Source organism: Acetobacter estunensis (assembly GCF_011516945.1).
GTDB lineage: Bacteria > Pseudomonadota > Alphaproteobacteria > Acetobacterales > Acetobacteraceae > Acetobacter > Acetobacter estunensis.
On the sequence record NZ_WOTH01000002.1, the window covers coordinates 1 to 15510 of the forward strand.

Consider the following 15510-nt stretch of genomic DNA (forward strand, 5'->3'; position numbering starts at 1 on the left):
TGACTTGAACTCTGCCGCATACCGTTTCCGCGTAACCTTGCCCATAAAACCCGTCCTCGTTCAGGCCAGATGATAGCTTATCGCCCTGTCCGAAAAATGGGGACCACCTCTGGTGAATATGGGCGTCATCGACGGTGCGCACGATCTGGAGCATCAACCAGCCGGTCATGACCCCCAGCACGATGCCGCCGCCCGCTTCGTGCAGAAACCCCATGAACACGTCACCGGGTGTGACCGTGGCCGTTTCGCCTGTCGCGACGCCGATCGCCAGCGTAAAGATGACGATCCCCACACCATCATTGAACAGACTTTCACCCGCGAAGATCGCCTGAAGATGCGGCGGTAGTCCCAGCCTGCGCAGCATGCCCACCACTGAGACGGGATCGGTGGGGGCCAGTATCGCGCCGAGAAGGATGCACCATGAAATCGGCACATGGACGCCCAGAACAGGAAAAATCAGCCATGCGGCGAGAGCGAGAAGGAGAACGGCCAGCACGGTGCCCAGGATAGCGAGGGCCACGATGGAAAACTTGCGCCGTATCAGATGATCCAGATCCACCTGCATCGCACCTGCAAACAGCAGGATCGCCAGAGCACCGTCGAGAAGCCACGACGGCAGGTTGATGGTGTCGAGAATCTCGCGTGGAATGCTCAGAAATGCCTGATGCGGAGTCAGTGCATTGAGTCCCATCACCAGTCCAGAGGTGACAAGGGTGAACAGCAGCACGCCAATGGTCAGCGGCAGTTTCAGCGTTTTCTGGTTGATGACGGCAAAAAGAGTGGCAAGGGTGAGAAGGACACCGACAAGCCCGAGCATGGTTGGCATGATTTACGCTCCAGAATCAGGCCGCTGTCTATCAGACAGCATGGGCCGATCGTCGCTGTTCGGGCATGACAAAAAATGTCCCCGTCAGGAAATAGCGTCTTGGAGAAGGGATCGTTCAGAGTGTTGCGAGATCACGGATAAAGAATGTCGTCGTCTCACGGCCCTGCCATGTGTCGGTGCGCAGCCAGCCTGCGATATGCAGCGTCGGGCGTGAGAGATCTTCCAGCACGTCAAGAATGGCATCGTCCTTGATGTTGAACATGATTGCGCCGATCTTGCGGTTGCCTTCACCCGAAAGCGTAAGTCGAATGGAGCGCTTGTTCGCGCCAATACGAAAAAACCGGTCCACTTTCACTCGCTCGATGGCGAGCAACGGCTCTTCGTTATGCTGACCGAACGGGGCGAGAATGGCCAGCGCAGTAGCCAGTTCGGGCGTGCAGGCGCTTGGTGGCAGCACGGCGTCAATGGGCAGTTCTGGCTTACGCGGACGCTCGGCCGCCAGCGCAAGCCTCTCATTGAGAAAGCTGTGAAACGCTGAAAGATTGTCTTTTGTCAGCGTGAACCCGCAGGCCGCCATATGACCGCCGGACGCTATGAGCAGACCGTGTTCCTTGGCGGCGATGACGGCAGATCCGACATCGAGACCGGGAACGGAGCGCCCCGACCCCTTGAGCGTGCCGTTTTCGTCCTCGCTCGCCACAAAAGCGGGGCGATTGAACTCTTCCTTGATACGGCTTGCGACAATGCCCACGACGCCCGGATGCCAGTCGCGGCTGGATACGAGCAGCGCCGGATTGCCGTCATCGAACTGCCTGCGGGCCTGTTCCATGGCGGCATCGAGAATATCGGCCTCCACGTCCTGCCGCTTGCGGTTGACGTCATTGAGGCGTTCGGCCATCTGCCGCGCCTCCAGATCTTCCTGTGCCGTAAGTAGACGCAGGCCCAGATGGGCCTCCGCGATGCGGCCACCGGCATTGATACGTGGACCGAGCGCGAAACCGCAGGTGAAGGCGTTGGGCGTCTCACCCACGCTGGCCACTTCCATTAGCGTGCGCAGCCCCAGTCGTGCGCGCTTGTTCATCACCCGCAATCCCTGATGCACGAAGGCACGGTTGAGGTCGCGCAGGGGCATGACGTCACAGATCGTGGCAAGAGCTACGAGGTCGAGGCAGGCCATCAGGTCTGGTTCGGGGCGCTCGTTGAACCATCCCTTCTGACGGAGGGCGCGGGTGGCGGCGACGAGCGTGAGGAAGGTGAGGGCGGCGGCGCAGAGATGCCCCATCCCGGACGCGCAATCTGGCTGGTTTGGATTGACCACGGCCAGCACGTCGGGAAGCATCAGTTCGGCCTTGTGGTGATCGATGACGATCACATCCGCGCGGTCCTTGAGGCAGGCGAGGATGGTGGCTGCCGCCGTGCCGCAATCAAGGCAGGTTACGAGGGAGGCTCCACGCTCTGCCAATCCGCACAGAGCGGTCTCGTTCGGGCCATAGCCTTCGCGGATGCGGTCGGGGATATGGGTGTGAACAGTGCAGCCGAGATCGCGCAGCCACGTGGTGAGAAGGGCTGACGAGCACGCGCCATCGACGTCGTAATCACCGAAGACGCCGACTGTCTCACCGTTTTCCACAGCCAGCGCCAGCCGGGCGGCGGCATTGTCCATACCATGCAGCGTGGAGGGATCGGGCAGGAAGTTACGCAGGCGTGGTTCAACGAAAGCCTGTGCCGTGTCGGGACGGAGACCCCGCATGGCCATGATACGGCCCACAATCTCGGGCACATCGCAGATCTGGGCGATAGCGCTTCCCAGACGCAGCGTGGCGGGGCTGTCCGCCCCGTCGCGCCAGACCCATCGATGCCCGAACAGGCTGCATTCCACGCCAAGAACGGCTTCATCTGACGTGGTGGCGTCATCCATCGGGAGTGTCTCGGACATCGATGCGGTCAACTGAGGCTCAGTTGGGGCTCCAGGTTTTGCGGTTGAAGTTGTGATACCCCTCAATGAAGCGGAGTGTTCCGGACTTGGAGCGCATGACCAGCGAGTGTGTCACGGCACGCTGGGGTGGCAGACGCTTGATGCCTTCGAGCAGGAAGCCCGAGGTCACACCGGTTGCGGAGAACAGCACATCACCAGCGGCCAGATCGGTCAGGCCGAGCTTGCGATCCGGCTTCTTGCCGGGGTTCATCTTCTGGGCGCGCTCGCGCTGGGCGTCGTCCTCAAACATCAGACGCGCCTGCATCTGACCGCCCATGCAGCGAATGGCAGCAGCGGCCAGAACGCCTTCCGGCGCACCGCCTGAACCGGCATAGATATCCACTGACGAGCTTTCCAGACAGGCGGCAATGCCTGCGGCCACATCGCCGTCCGAGATCAGGCGCACACGGGCACCGGCTTCGCGCGTCTTGGCGATGAGTTCCGCGTGACGCTCACGATCGAGCGCACACAGCGTGATGTCGCCAATGTCGCATTTGCGGGCTTTGGCGAGGTTGCGAATGTTGGCGTCAATGGCAGCGTCAATGTCCACCACGCCCTCGGGCAGACCCGAGCCGACAATGATCTTGTCCATGTACACGTCCGGTGCGTGCAGGAAATTGCCGCGCTCGGCCAGCGCCACGACGGTGATGGCGTTGGGCATGTCCTTGGCGCACAGATTGGTGCCTTCCAACGGATCGACGGCGATGTCCATGGCGGGGCCGCCTGCACCGACCTTCTCACCGATATAGAGCATCGGCGCTTCGTCCATCTCGCCTTCGCCGATGACGACCGTGCCGTCGATAGCCACCGTGTCGAACGCCTTGCGCATCGCTTCGACGGCGGCGCCGTCCGCATCGTTCTTCTTGCCGCGACCCGTCCAGTGAGCGGAAGCGAGAGCGGCTGCTTCCGTCACGCGCACCAGTTCAAGCGCCAGATTGCGATCGGAGTAGAACAGTTCTTCGTTGGAAGCGGTCGGCATGAGCAACGTCTCCGGCAGGGTGACGCGGCACGCTTCCTGCGGGCCGCGAAAAGTTAACGATGCACTGCCCTTTCGATCAGGTCGAGAGGGCGGGCACGCAGATCAGAACGTCTCGATACGGATCAGCACCGGTTCGGCCGAGACGACATCGAGTGCCGCAATGCGCTGACGGGCGGCCTGCATGGCCCGTTCTTCCGTCGGGTGCGTGACCAGCACGAGCGGCACGTCATCTCCGCTGCGGGCGGACGGATGCTGGATCATGCGGCTCAGCGACACGCCGCAATCGCGCAGGATGGCGGTGATGTCGGCAATCACGCCCGCGCGGTCTGTCACGCTCAGGCGCAGATAGAACGCACCGTGCCATTCATCGGCGGGACGGCTGCGAACAGCGGTCACGTCCGTCGCATAGGTGCCCCAGACCGGAATGGTCTTGCCGCGCGCGATGTCGATGATATCGGCGGCAACCGCCGTGGCGGTCGGCCCAGCACCTGCGCCACGTCCCTCGATCATCAGGCGTCCAACGAACGCGCCTTCCGCAATGACGGCATTGAACACACCATCCACCTGCGCGATCGGGGCCGTCTCCGGGACGAGGCAGGGGGCCACGCGGGCATCGATGCCACGCTCGGACTGACGGGCAAGGCCAAGCAGCTTGATCCGGTAGCCCAACGTGCGGGCAAAGCCGAGGTCGAGAGCGCCAATGCTACGGATGCCCTCGACATGCACGCTGTCGAATTCGACAGGTTTGCCGAACGCCAGCGCGGCGAGGATTGCCAGCTTATGGGCCGCGTCGAAGCCATCCACATCGGTGGTCGGGTCGGCTTCGGCATAGCCCAGATCCTGTGCTTCCTTGAGCACGTCCGCGAAATCGCGGCCCGTCTCGCGCATGGCGGTGAGGATGTAGTTGCAGGTTCCGTTGAGAATGCCGCCGATGGAGAGGATGCGGTCCGCCGCCAGCCCCTCACGCACGGTCTTAATGGCGGGAATCCCCCCGGCCACGGCGGCTTCGAAGAGCAGCGGCGCGTTATGGGCGGCGCTTAGGCGGCTGAGGCGTTCGCCATGCAGCGCGAGGAGCGCCTTGTTTGCCGTGACCACGGGCTTACCTGCGGTCAGCGCGGCTTCGACCAGTTCGCGAGCCTTGCCTTCCGCGCCGCCGATCAGTTCCACTACGACATCGACATTCGGATCACTGGCGAGGTCAATGGCGTCGGCGTGCCAGCGCAGGGCGCTCAGGTCGATGCCGCGATCGCGCGTGCGGTCACGCGCGGCAACGGCTGTAATCTGGATCGGGCGTCCGGCCCGTGCCGTAATCAGGTCCGCGTTGTCACGCAGAAGGATGGCAAGCCCGGCCCCAACGGTGCCGAGCCCCGCGACACCAAGGCGCAACGGATGTTTGGATGCGGCTTCTTCCTTGGACGAAGTCACGACGCGGTATCCTCCAGAACTGACGGTTTGCCTGCTGTTGCAGGGGTAGGCGCTGTGACGCCGTGAGCGGACAGGAAGCCTTTGATGGCGCGTGTCGCCTGACGCAGGCGCTGGGTGTTCTCAACCAGACCGATGCGCACAAAACCTTCACCATGTTCGCCGAACCCAAGACCCGGCGCTACGGCGACGCCTGCTTCCTGAAGCAGAAGCTTGGAAAAGGCGACGCTGCCCATGTCGCGGAACTTTTCCGGAATGGGCGCCCAGGCGAACATGGAGCCTTCGGGCGTGGGCACATCCCATCCTGCGGCGTGCAGACCACGCAGCAGCACGTCGCGGCGGTCCTTGTACATGGCGCGGATTTCAGCCACGCAATCCTGCGGTCCACTCAGCGCTGCGACGGCGGCAACCTGAATCGGCGTGAACGCGCCATAGTCCAGATAGGACTTGATGCGCGTAAGAGCGGAAATCAGGCGCGGATTGCCAGCAGCGAACCCCATGCGCCAGCCCGCCATGGAATAGGTCTTGGAGAGCGAGGTGAACTCAACGGCGATATCCTTCGCCCCCTCGACAGCGAGGATGGAGGGGGGCACCAGATCGCCAAAATAGATCTCGGCGTAGGCAAGATCGGAGAGAATGAAAATCTCTTCCCGACGGCAGAAGGCGACCAGTTCCTTGTAGAAATCGAGGTCCGCCAGATAGGCCGTGGGGTTGGAAGGGAAATTGACGATCAGCGCCGTGGGCTTGGGCACGGAATGGCGTACGGCGCGCTCCAGCGCGCGCAGCATCTCGTCATCCGGATAGGCCGGAATGGAGCGCACGGACGCACCCGCGATGATGAAGCCGAACTGATGAATGGGATAGGACGGGTTCGGGACAAGAATGGTGTCGCCGGGGCTGGTGATGGCGGAGGCCAGATTGGCGAGGCCTTCCTTGGAGCCAAGAGTGGCGATCACTTCCGTTTCGGGATCGAGCTTCACGTCGAAACGGCGCTCGTAATAGCCCGCCAGCGCGCGGCGCAGACCGGGAATACCACGGCTGACGGAATAGCGGTGGCTGCGTGGATCGGCCACGGTTTCCACCAGCTTTTTCACGATGTGCGGCGGCGTGGGCGTGTCCGGATTGCCCATGCCGAGATCGATGATGTCCTCACCCCGGGCTCGGGCCGCTGCCTTGGCCTTGTTGACCTCCGCGAAGACATAGGGCGGGAGGCGACGGATGCGATGGAACTCTTCGGTCATGGCCGGACTGTCCTGCTGGCTCTTGTGGAGCTTCTTGCCGGAATGGCGGGGTTCAAACGTATAGGAAGCGGGGGCAGGAGTGGCAAGGTCGTGCAAGCCGATGCTCAGGCCGGGATTGACCCTCTCCGACGCCTGCACAGGACGGCCGCGCGCCGCAGCGCAAACTGCGAGATGAGGGTGGCCGTCACCAGAACAATGGCTACGCCCAATGCTGTCGAGTGACCCGGCCCAGCGGCCAGTGTCGTGCACAGCGCGCCGATCCCCATCTGGGCACTGCCATACAATCCGGAAGCCGAACCCGCCACATGGGGATTGATGCTGATGGCTTCCGTCATGGCGGCAGGAGAGGTCAGGCCCGCGCCGATGGTGAAGATCATCATGCAGAACATAATAGGCAATGCGGAGAGATGGCCGCTCATCGCCAGTGCGAGGAATCCTGAGGCTCCAAGCAGGCTGAGGAGATTGGCGCGTACCATGATCGTGGTGCCCGCCACCCGCGCGGCAATGCGGCTGAGCAGCATGTTGCCCAGCCATATGCCGGCAAGAAGCGCCACCAGTGCCCAGCCTGTAGCGGAGGGCGGTTGATGCAGTTCATTGGCGAAGATGAACGGAGCGGCGGCCACGAACGCATACATGGATGTCGTGGCGCAGCCACCGCCCAACGCGCAGAGAAAAAACGTGGGCGAACGCAGCAGGGCGACGTAATCGTGCAGAACCGACGCGCCTGAGCCTCGGCGGCTCGGACCATCCGTTTCGGGCAGGTGCGTGCGGGTGAGAAAAAGATTGAACGCCCCCATCAGCGCCATGGCCAACAGAACGGAACGCCAGCCGAAGATATGGGTCATGAAGGTGCCCACGAGCGGGGCGAGGCCGGGGCCGATGACCACCATCAGGTTCATCAGGGCCAGCTTGCGCGCGACTTCATTGGTGGTGGACGTGTCGCGCACAATGGCGCGGGCCAGCACAAGCCCGGCACATCCCCCCAATGCCTGCAGCAGGCGGGCGGTCAGAAGAAGTGGCACCGTGGGCGCGAAGGCGGCCAGAAAGCCTGCCAGCGTGTAGAGGCTCAGGCCAACCGTCAGCACAGGCTTGCGCCCGAAGCGGTCGGAAAAGGGGCCGTAAATCAGTTGCCCGACGGCAAGACCCGTGATGTAGAGACTGATTGCGGCCTGCATTGTCGCGGGAGATGTGTCCATTTCCTGTGCTGCGGCGGGGAGTGCGGGCACAAAGATATGCATGGCCAGAGTGCCGCTCAGTGTGATGAGAGCGAGCAACCACAGAGGTGGCGTTTTCATGCGGCGCGAGCCCGACGCGCCGGTAGTGGAAAGAAAATCATGGGTTACAGGATCGGGCATTGTTCCGCGGTAGGCAACTTGCGGTGTCGCCCGACTGTTTCATGAGTGGTGCGCTGGAAAAGGAAAGAACAATGGAAAAAGAGACTCCCAGAATGGGAACGGCGGAAAAGCCGGCGCGCGTCGTGTCGGGTTTTGTCGGTATCCCGTTGGTGCTGTTCCTTGCCGTCCTGGCCGTTGGGTGCATTGGCGCTTCCAGTCGATTGGGTGATGTGCCGCAACAGAGTCTTTTTCTGGTGACAGGGGGCGTATGCGGTCTGGTTGCTTTTTTTCTGCTGCGCGGCTTTCTCACGCTCCAGCCCAATGAATCGGCGGTTCTTACGTTCTTTGGCCGTTATTCAGGCACGCTGACACGGGACGGTTTCTGGCTGGTCAATCCTTTTTCAGTGCGCAGGCGCGTCTCACGGCGTCTTGTGTCGCAGGAAATCGGGCCGCTGAAAGTCAACGATGCGGCGGGTAATCCGGTCGAGATCGGTATGGTGCTGACATGGCGTGTGGCGGAAGCCTCGCGCGCCGTGTTCGATGTGGAAAGTTATCCTGTTTATGTCTCGGCCCAGGGCGAGACGGCGCTGCGCGGTCTGGCCAACAGTCATCCTTACGATGAAGAGGAGTATCGTCAGGCTCTGGCCGTTAGGCAGGGCGGTGACACTCGGATTGCACAGGACATGCTTTCCTTGCGCGATGGTGGTGATCGTCTGACGGCGGCGCTGCTGGCGGATCTGCGGGATCGGATGGGACTGGCGGGGCTGATCGTGGCAGACGCCCGCCTGTCGCATCTGGCCTATTCCCCTGAAATCGCGGGAGCGATGCTGCGCAAGCAGGCGGCCAGTGCCGTGATCGCCGCGCGGCGGACCATTACATCGGGCGCGGTGGATATCGTGGAGCAGGCATTGACGGAGCTTGAAGGACGGCTGGGGAGTGTGCTGGACGCTGACCGCAAGGCAGCGATGGTGTCCAATCTTCTTGTTGTGCTTGTGGGAGACCGGGAGGTGACGCCGGTGATCAACACGGGGGTGCGACAGCCATGACCTACACCGGAGATTGAGAAAACATGACCGGAGAAAAAGAATAATTTCATAAAAAGGATGTCGTTCGCTTGACCGATATCATGGAAGCCTGTGTGGCGCGCGCGTTTGTTGCGCGGGTATCTGGATCAGGAGAACGACCATGGCACGAGTAGCAGGTAAGGTTGCGATCGTAAGCGGCTCGGCAGGAGGCATCGGCAAGGCAACGGCCGTGCTTCTGGCGAAGGAAGGCGCATCCGTCGTCATTGGGGACGTGAACGAGGAAGAGGGGCGCAAAACGGTTGCGGAAATCGAGGCAGCGGGCGGAAAAGCCCTGTTCGTGCCTCTGGATGTACGCAAGGAAGAGGCTTGGGTAGCGGCCATCGACGCGACACTCAAGGCGTTCGGCAAGCTCGATATTGCTGTGAACAATGCGGGCATCGCTCATCCGGGCACGGTGGAAAGTGCTACACTTGAGGATTGGCATCTCGTGCAATCCATCAATCTGGACGGCGTCTTTCTCGGCACGAAGCATGCTATTGAGGGCATGAAGAAAAACGGCACGAAAGGGTCGATCGTCAATCTTTCGTCCATTGAAGGTCTGATCGGTGATCCGACGCTTGCCGCGTATAACGCCAGCAAGGGCGGCGTGCGTATTTTCACGAAATCAGCGGCGCTGCATTGCGCAAAATCCGGCTACGGCATTCGCGTGAACTCGGTGCATCCGGGCTATATCTGGACACCGATGGTTCAGGGGCTGACGGCGGAAGATGTCGCCGCTCGTCAGAAGCTGGTGGATCTGCACCCGATCGGACATCTGGGCGAGCCAGACGACATTGCTTATGGCATTCTCTATCTGGCGTCCGATGAGTCGAAATTCATGACCGGCAGCGAACTGGTCATTGACGGTGGCTATACCGCGCAGTGAAAAATGGAGTGGGAAGCTGCCTCTTCCCGCTCCACCCTGTCTTTACGACTCAATGAACCCGGACAGCACGGCCTGAAACTGTGCCGGCTGCTCGGCGTGAACCCAGTGCCCTGCATTCTTGATGGTCGTCAGCCGGTAATGGGGGAAAAGCCGCTTCATCTCGGGATAGTTTTCAGGCTGGATATAGTGCGAGCGTTCCCCGGCTACGAACAGCGTGGGGCCGTCATAGGTCATGCCGGTGGGGATGGATGGCCAGCCCACGATGTCCGGCATGGCGGCGGCAATCTCGTGAATGCCGATGGTCCAGTGCGGGTGATCGCCGAGTTCGATGTTCTGCATCATCAGATTGCGCACTTCGGGCTCTGAAATCACTTCTGCCAGAAGGGCATCCGCGCTGGCGCGTGTCAGATGGTCGGGAAAGGGCAGGGCGGCCAGACGTGCGGCTAGATCGTGTCCTTGCGAAAAGCCGCCCTCGCCGGGTGCGATGTCGGCCACCAGAAGTTTCGCCACCCGGTCGGGATGATGCAGCGCCAGCATCATGGCGGTCTTGCCACCCATCGAGTGGCCGACAACGATGGCGTTTTCCACATTGAGATGGGTCAGCGTCTCAAAGACGTCCTCGGCCATTATGGGGTAGCTCATCGGCCCATGCGGACTGTCACCATGATTTCGCAGATCCATTGCCAGTGTGCGACGTGATTGCGCGAGCCGACGCTGGAAGAAGCCGAAATTACGTGCCCGTCCAAACAGACCGTGGAGGAACACGACGGGAGGAAGGGAGGACGCGTCCGTGTCCGGTGCATCCGGCCCACGGTCTATGACATTGAGAAGCATGGTCTGGAAGAGTTCCGTTCTGTTCGATCAGGAATGGACGAGAATGATTTTTCCGCTGTGTGTCCCGTCTTCCATCATCCTGTGAGCCTCCATTACCTCTTCCAGCGGGAAGGTGGCGTGAATGACCGGAGTAAGGCGGCCTTCATCGAGAAGCGGCCAGACATATTCGTGCAATTCCCGTGCGACGTCCGCTTTGTAGGCTGTGCTGCGCGGTCGCAACGTAGTGCCCGTGATGTGCAGACGGCGTGTCATGATGCGGGCCAGTCCGACTTCGGTGGCTTTCGCACCACCTTGCAGCGCAATGATGACGAGCCGTCCGTCCACGGCTAGCGTCTTGAGGTTTCGCTCGAAATAGGGGCCGCCCATGATGTCGAGAATGACATTCACGCCTTTACCATCCGTGTGCTCGCGCACTTTTTCCACGAAATCGTCCGTGCGGTAGTTGATGGCAACGGCCCCCAGCTTTTCGCACAGGGCGCATTTCTCGGCATCGCCCGCTGTCGCCAGCGGGACAGCGCCCATGGCACGGGCAATCTGGATGGCTGTCGTGCCGATGCCGCCCGCGCCACCGTGGATGAGGACGCTCTCGCCCTTTTTCAGATGCGCGGTCGTGAACAGGTTCGACCAGACGGTGAAGAAGGTTTCCGGCAGGGCGGCCGCCCGTATGGCGTCATAGCCTTTGGGCCACGGAAGGCATTGCACGGCTGGGGCCGCGCAGTAATCGGCATAACCGCCACCATTGGCCAGCGCGCAGACCTTGGTGCCGATGGGTGGCAGCGTCACGCCATCTAGAGCCGGACCGTGTGCGACGACTTCGCCCGCGATTTCAAGACCGAGCAACGGACTGGCATCCGGTGGAGGCGGATAAAGCCCCTTGCGTTGCATGATGTCGGGCCGGTTGACGCCGCTGGCCTGAACTCGGACCAGCACTTCTCCTGCGGTCGGGACTGGCAGAGAGACTTTGCCGAGTTTCATAACCTCGGGAGAACCGGGCTCGTCCACGAGGATGGCTGTCATTGTGTCTGGCAGGGTGATGCTCATGGGGTCGGACCTGTCCGGTTGCCTGCGATATCGTGTTCAACGCAGGCTAGGCCGGTCCGATCCCCAAGGCCAATAACAGCTCCTTTACGGGAGGATGATCTCAGACGACGCGATGTTCCCATCCGTGCGTGTCTTTCACGCGCCCGCGCTGCACACCGATCAACGTCTCGCGCAGGCTCATGGCCACCGGTCCCGGCGCTTGCGGGATTTTGACTTCACCGGCCTTGGTGCGGACCGCTCCGATGGGCGAGATGGCGGCTGCCGTGCCACAGGCAAAGGTTTCGGTCAGACGACCGGATTTTGCATCTGCTAGCCACTGATCAACGGTATAGGGCTCCTCACGCACCGTCATGCCCTTCTCGCGGGCGATGGTGAGAATGGAATCGCGCGTGATACCGGGCAGAATGGTGCCGGTCAGGGCGGGGGTGCTGATGGACCCGTCATCGAACACGAAGAAGATGTTCATGCCGCCCATTTCTTCGATGTAGCGGTGATTGACCGCATCGAGGAACACGACCTGATCGCAGCCATTTTCCTTGGCTTCGGCCTGCGCCAGCAGGGAGGCGGCGTAGTTGCCACCACATTTGGCAGCGCCCGTGCCGCCGGGGGCTGCGCGCGTATAGGTCTCCGAGACCCAGACCGTGACGGCGCCGGAACTGAAATAGGCGCCGACAGGTGCTGCGATCACAAGGAACAGGTATTCCGAGGCGGGCTTCACGCCGAGAAAGGCGTCATTGGCGAACATGAAGGGCCGGATGTAGAGGCTCGCGTTCTCGCCTTCGGGCACCCAGTCGCGGTCGGCTTTCACCAGTTCGTCCACGGCGCGGATGAACAGCTTTTCCGGCAGCGGCGGCATGGCCATGCGCTCTGCGGAGGAGCGGAAGCGCCGGGCGTTGGCGTCCGGGCGGAAGATGGCAATGCCACCGTCGGACGTGCGGAACGCCTTCATGCCCTCGAAGATTTCCTGCGCGTAGTGCAGGACGGCGGCCGAAGGATCGAGCGTGAGTGGGCCGCGCGGCATCACCTGCGCGTCGTGCCAGCCCAGACCTTCCTTGTAGCGGATCATGACCATGTGGTCTGTGGACACACGACCGAACGCCGGATTAGCGATGAGTTCCGCGCGTCGCTCGGGGGATGTCGGGTTGGGATGCGCAAGGATCTTGAATTCGAGGTCTTCGGCGCTGCTCACGGCCTGTGTCTCCTGCCTCTGTCCGGCTTTGATAGGGTGTGGGCCTTGCGGCCTTATGTTGCGCACTTGACCGGAAATCGCCCGCGTGGGCAATCCGGAAGCTGTGCAATCCTGCTCGTGGTCGTTCTTTTAGGCCTGCGTCGCGTGCACATGGCGCATCGCCGCATGGAACTGGGCTGTCACCAGCATGGGCAACTGGTCGGGTGTTGCGGCAATGGCTTCGGGAGCGGCCTCAAGCATTTCACCTGCGCCGCTGTAGCCCCATGCCACACCGATGGCGCGGATGTTGTTTGCGTGCGCACCGGAGATATCGAAGCGCCGGTCTCCGATCATCACGGCATGATGCGTCTCAATCTTATGATCGCGCAGGGCGGAGGCGATCAGTTCGGGCTTTTCCGCGCCGCTATCATCGGGCCGTGCGCCATAGATCTCGCGGAAACGCTCCACCAGTCCGTGGCGTTCCAAAATGCTACGGGCCAGCTCTTTCGGTTTGGATGTGGCGATATAGAGTGTGGCGCCGGCAGCGCGTAATGTGTCGAGCACATCGCGCATGCCTTCGAACACAGGCGTTTGCAGCTTGCCCGTCGTTTCATAGAGCCGACGATACCGCTCCATCGCCTCATCGCAGCGCGTGTCATCGTAATGACGGAGAATTTCCCCGATCAGGTCACGCAATGGCGGCCCAACCACCCAGTTGAGGTCATGCTCAGGGTCGGGGTCATGCCCCATATCGCGCAGAACCCGATGGATCGTGGCGATGATGCCGGTGCGGGAGTTGATGATCGTGCCATCGAGATCGAAAAGCACGGAAGCGCCGCCAAGCGGACTTGCGGGAAGTGTCATGGCGGCATGTTGCCCGGCTTTGCGAAAATCCGTCAATGTGAGGGACGACAGCGCAGTTTGCCGATGACGGGGTTTTTCATGGCTGAAGAGGAAAGCGCTTCACCCGAAAGCAAAATGTGCTGACAAGTAATAAAAATAATTTACGGTATTAATATTGATAATATGGGCTTTTTATAAACCATTTTGACGTTCATTGGACTATGTGAGCAAAGAAATGATGATATTGGGCAACGTAACGATCCCCATCATGTGACGTAGTACGTGACCCGTTCCGCATCCCAGACCACATCTGCAATCCAGATTCCCCGGCCCCAACCAACGCGGGCATTGAACGATCGCAGCGAGTCCCGGGAGGCGATGTCGCAGGATGACCGGGAGTCGTTGATCCGGTTGATCCGCCTTGCCATGCCGCGGAATGAACAACCGGCCATCCTTGCCGAAAACCTTCTGGAACGCTTTGGCTCGTTCCCATCCGTTCTGGCGGCTCCCACTCAGGCATTGCGGTCCGTCATGGGCGTGGGGCCGCATATGCTTTCAGCGCTGAAAGTGTTTCGGGAGGCGGCGGTGCGTTTGCAGCGGGCTTCTCTTGAGGATTGTGAGGTTCTTCTCCACCGCGACCAACTGCACATCTATCTCGCGGCTGTGCTGGCGCGGGAAGTGATCGAACAGTTCCACATTCTCTTTCTGGATGGTGAAGGGCGTCTGATTGCCGATGAATCGCAGGCGCGCGGAACGGTCAATCACACGCCGGTTTATCCGCGTGAAGTGGTGCGCAGGGCGCTGGAACTGGAGGCGGCAGCACTCATCCTCGTCCACAACCACCCAAGCGGCGATCCCACCCCGTCACGCGACGATGTGGAAATGACGAAGCAGGTGGCCGCCGCCGCAACTGTGTTCGGGATCGTGGTGCGCGATCATATCATTGTCGGTAACGGCAAGTGGCTGAGCTTTGCCGATACCAACCGGATGTGAAGACAGACCGTCAGCGACTCATCAGCACAGGCAGAGTGCTGTTCTCGAGAATATGGCGCGTGACACCGCCGAGAATGAGCTGCCGCAGACGGGAATGGGAGTAAGCGCCCATCGCGAGCATATCCGCGCCAAAATCCTGACAGGCGGCGAGCAACCCGCGTCCAATATCGCGATCGATTGCGGAAAACTCGACGCGATCCGCAGCGATGCCGTGCATCGAAAGATAGTCCACGACTTCGCGGGCATCGGGTCCACGCCGCTGATAGTCGTTGCAGTGCAGCACGCGCACCCGTTCCGCAGTGCTGGCCCATGCCAACACACCCCGCAAGGCGGACGCGGCTTCCGCCGTTCCATTCCAGCCGATGCACACGCGTTTGACCATATGCCGTAAGGGTTCTCGTGGCGCGATGACGGCCGGGCGTCCGCTGTCGAACAGAACGGCATGCAGGGCTTCCGACGAGGACACGTCATCGCCTGTGTCGGGGTGAGGGACGAGCGTGAAATCCGAAAGACGGGCGTGCCACGGGACGATCTCGTGCTCCGGTCCCTGAAACATGTTGAAGCTCATGCTCGGGCGACCCTGAGGGAATGGAATGCGTGGCGGAACCACTTCGATATCGGGTGTTCTGGCACCGAAAGATTCAAAAGCCTGCTGTATCTCACGAGACAGTCGATTGCCCTCGCGCTCGGCGGAAGCGATCAGCTCTTCCACCATGCCGCCGGTCAGGCCTTCTCCTGCAAGCGGGGCGATGTCGCGCCCGTCGGAGCGGACATGCAGAACCGCGAGATGAGCCTGAAAACGCCGTGCAAAGTTTGCCCCCAGCACAAAGGCAGCCTCAATATTGCGAAGGCCACTGATGGGGAGAAGAATTTTGCTCACCTGTTTCATTTTTTTATTCTCCTG

At 61.3% G+C, this 15510-nt stretch carries 14 protein-coding genes; 3 read left to right on the forward strand and 11 right to left on the reverse strand.

The genetic code is table 11. The features are described 5' to 3' along the window. From GOB87_RS01140 to GOB87_RS01165, 6 genes are all read right to left on the reverse strand, one after another. A partial coding sequence (locus GOB87_RS01140; protein ID WP_242006087.1) for a cation:proton antiporter domain-containing protein occupies nucleotides 1-826 on the reverse strand: 826 nt, incomplete at its 3' end. Nucleotides 827-941: 115 nt separating this feature from the next. After that, nucleotides 942-2762 carry a single-stranded-DNA-specific exonuclease RecJ gene (gene recJ / locus GOB87_RS01145; RefSeq protein WP_166312719.1) on the reverse strand — a complete coding sequence of 607 codons (1821 nt, stop codon included), beginning with the start codon at nucleotides 2760-2762 and terminating at the stop codon, nucleotides 942-944. 19 nt (nucleotides 2763-2781) lie between these two features. After that, a complete protein-coding gene (gene glpX, locus GOB87_RS01150) occupies nucleotides 2782-3780 on the reverse strand; it encodes a class II fructose-bisphosphatase (RefSeq protein ID WP_166312720.1) in 999 nt (332 codons plus the stop codon). A 102-nt stretch (nucleotides 3781-3882) separates the two neighbouring features. Further along, nucleotides 3883-5205 carry a homoserine dehydrogenase gene (locus GOB87_RS01155; RefSeq protein ID WP_166312721.1) on the reverse strand — a complete coding sequence of 441 codons (1323 nt, stop codon included), beginning with the start codon at nucleotides 5203-5205 and terminating at the stop codon, nucleotides 3883-3885. Beyond that, entirely contained in the window at nucleotides 5202-6443 is a 1242-nt protein-coding gene (locus GOB87_RS01160; RefSeq protein ID WP_166312868.1) for an LL-diaminopimelate aminotransferase, read from the reverse strand. The genes GOB87_RS01155 and GOB87_RS01160 overlap by 4 nt, the downstream gene beginning before the upstream one ends. Before the next feature lie 104 nt (nucleotides 6444-6547). After that, on the reverse strand, nucleotides 6548-7798 hold the full coding sequence (locus GOB87_RS01165) for a multidrug effflux MFS transporter (protein WP_242006088.1): 1251 nt from the start codon (nucleotides 7796-7798) through the stop codon (nucleotides 6548-6550). A 71-nt stretch (nucleotides 7799-7869) separates the two neighbouring features. Between GOB87_RS01165 and GOB87_RS01170 the strand changes: the two genes are divergently transcribed. Further along, nucleotides 7870-8823 (forward strand): SPFH domain-containing protein, encoded by a 954-nt coding sequence (locus GOB87_RS01170; RefSeq protein WP_166312722.1) that lies wholly within the window; start codon nucleotides 7870-7872, stop codon nucleotides 8821-8823. A 139-nt stretch (nucleotides 8824-8962) separates the two neighbouring features. Further along, nucleotides 8963-9727, forward strand: coding sequence for a glucose 1-dehydrogenase (locus GOB87_RS01175; RefSeq protein WP_166312723.1), 765 nt, complete (start codon nucleotides 8963-8965; stop codon nucleotides 9725-9727). A gap of 42 nt (nucleotides 9728-9769) precedes the next feature. On the opposite strand, the gene GOB87_RS01180 is transcribed toward GOB87_RS01175, so the two are convergent. The 4 genes from GOB87_RS01180 to GOB87_RS01195 form a co-directional block, all read right to left on the reverse strand. Then, nucleotides 9770-10561 carry an alpha/beta fold hydrolase gene (locus GOB87_RS01180; protein WP_166312724.1) on the reverse strand — a complete coding sequence of 264 codons (792 nt, stop codon included), beginning with the start codon at nucleotides 10559-10561 and terminating at the stop codon, nucleotides 9770-9772. Between the two features lie 27 nt (nucleotides 10562-10588). Further along, nucleotides 10589-11602, reverse strand: a complete 1014-nt coding sequence (locus tag GOB87_RS01185; RefSeq protein WP_242006089.1) for an NAD(P)H-quinone oxidoreductase — start codon at nucleotides 11600-11602, stop codon at nucleotides 10589-10591. A gap of 100 nt (nucleotides 11603-11702) precedes the next feature. After that, nucleotides 11703-12791, reverse strand: coding sequence for a branched-chain amino acid aminotransferase (locus GOB87_RS01190; protein WP_166312725.1), 1089 nt, complete (start codon nucleotides 12789-12791; stop codon nucleotides 11703-11705). A 129-nt stretch (nucleotides 12792-12920) separates the two neighbouring features. Beyond that, entirely contained in the window at nucleotides 12921-13634 is a 714-nt protein-coding gene (locus tag GOB87_RS01195) for an HAD hydrolase-like protein (protein WP_166312726.1), read from the reverse strand. Between the two features lie 357 nt (nucleotides 13635-13991). Between GOB87_RS01195 and radC the strand changes: the two genes are divergently transcribed. Then, nucleotides 13992-14606: a RadC family protein gene (gene radC, locus GOB87_RS01200; RefSeq protein ID WP_166312727.1), complete on the forward strand. Its 615-nt coding sequence runs from the start codon at nucleotides 13992-13994 to the stop codon at nucleotides 14604-14606. A 10-nt stretch (nucleotides 14607-14616) separates the two neighbouring features. Here radC and GOB87_RS01205 read toward each other — a convergent pair whose 3' ends face one another. Continuing rightward, nucleotides 14617-15495 carry a universal stress protein gene (locus GOB87_RS01205; RefSeq protein WP_166312728.1) on the reverse strand — a complete coding sequence of 293 codons (879 nt, stop codon included), beginning with the start codon at nucleotides 15493-15495 and terminating at the stop codon, nucleotides 14617-14619. Nucleotides 15496-15510 lie beyond the last annotated feature (15 nt).

Bases quoted from the DNA above. Each gene is read 5' to 3' on its own strand.
- recJ (WP_166312719.1), bottom strand. From the start codon at position 2,762: ATGTCCGAGACACTCCCGATGGATGACGCCACCACGTCAGATGAAGCC.
- glpX (WP_166312720.1), bottom strand. From the start codon at position 3,780: ATGCCGACCGCTTCCAACGAAGAACTGTTCTACTCCGATCGCAATCTG.
- GOB87_RS01160 (WP_166312868.1), bottom strand. From the start codon at position 6,443: ATGACCGAAGAGTTCCATCGCATCCGTCGCCTCCCGCCCTATGTCTTC.
- GOB87_RS01165 (WP_242006088.1), bottom strand. From the start codon at position 7,798: ATGCCCGATCCTGTAACCCATGATTTTCTTTCCACTACCGGCGCGTCG.
- GOB87_RS01170 (WP_166312722.1), top strand. From the start codon at position 7,870: ATGGAAAAAGAGACTCCCAGAATGGGAACGGCGGAAAAGCCGGCGCGC.
- GOB87_RS01175 (WP_166312723.1), top strand. From the start codon at position 8,963: ATGGCACGAGTAGCAGGTAAGGTTGCGATCGTAAGCGGCTCGGCAGGA.
- GOB87_RS01180 (WP_166312724.1), bottom strand. From the start codon at position 10,561: ATGCTTCTCAATGTCATAGACCGTGGGCCGGATGCACCGGACACGGAC.
- GOB87_RS01185 (WP_242006089.1), bottom strand. From the start codon at position 11,602: ATGAGCATCACCCTGCCAGACACAATGACAGCCATCCTCGTGGACGAG.
- GOB87_RS01195 (WP_166312726.1), bottom strand. From the start codon at position 13,634: ATGACACTTCCCGCAAGTCCGCTTGGCGGCGCTTCCGTGCTTTTCGAT.
- radC (WP_166312727.1), top strand. From the start codon at position 13,992: ATGTCGCAGGATGACCGGGAGTCGTTGATCCGGTTGATCCGCCTTGCC.
- GOB87_RS01205 (WP_166312728.1), bottom strand. From the start codon at position 15,495: ATGAAACAGGTGAGCAAAATTCTTCTCCCCATCAGTGGCCTTCGCAAT.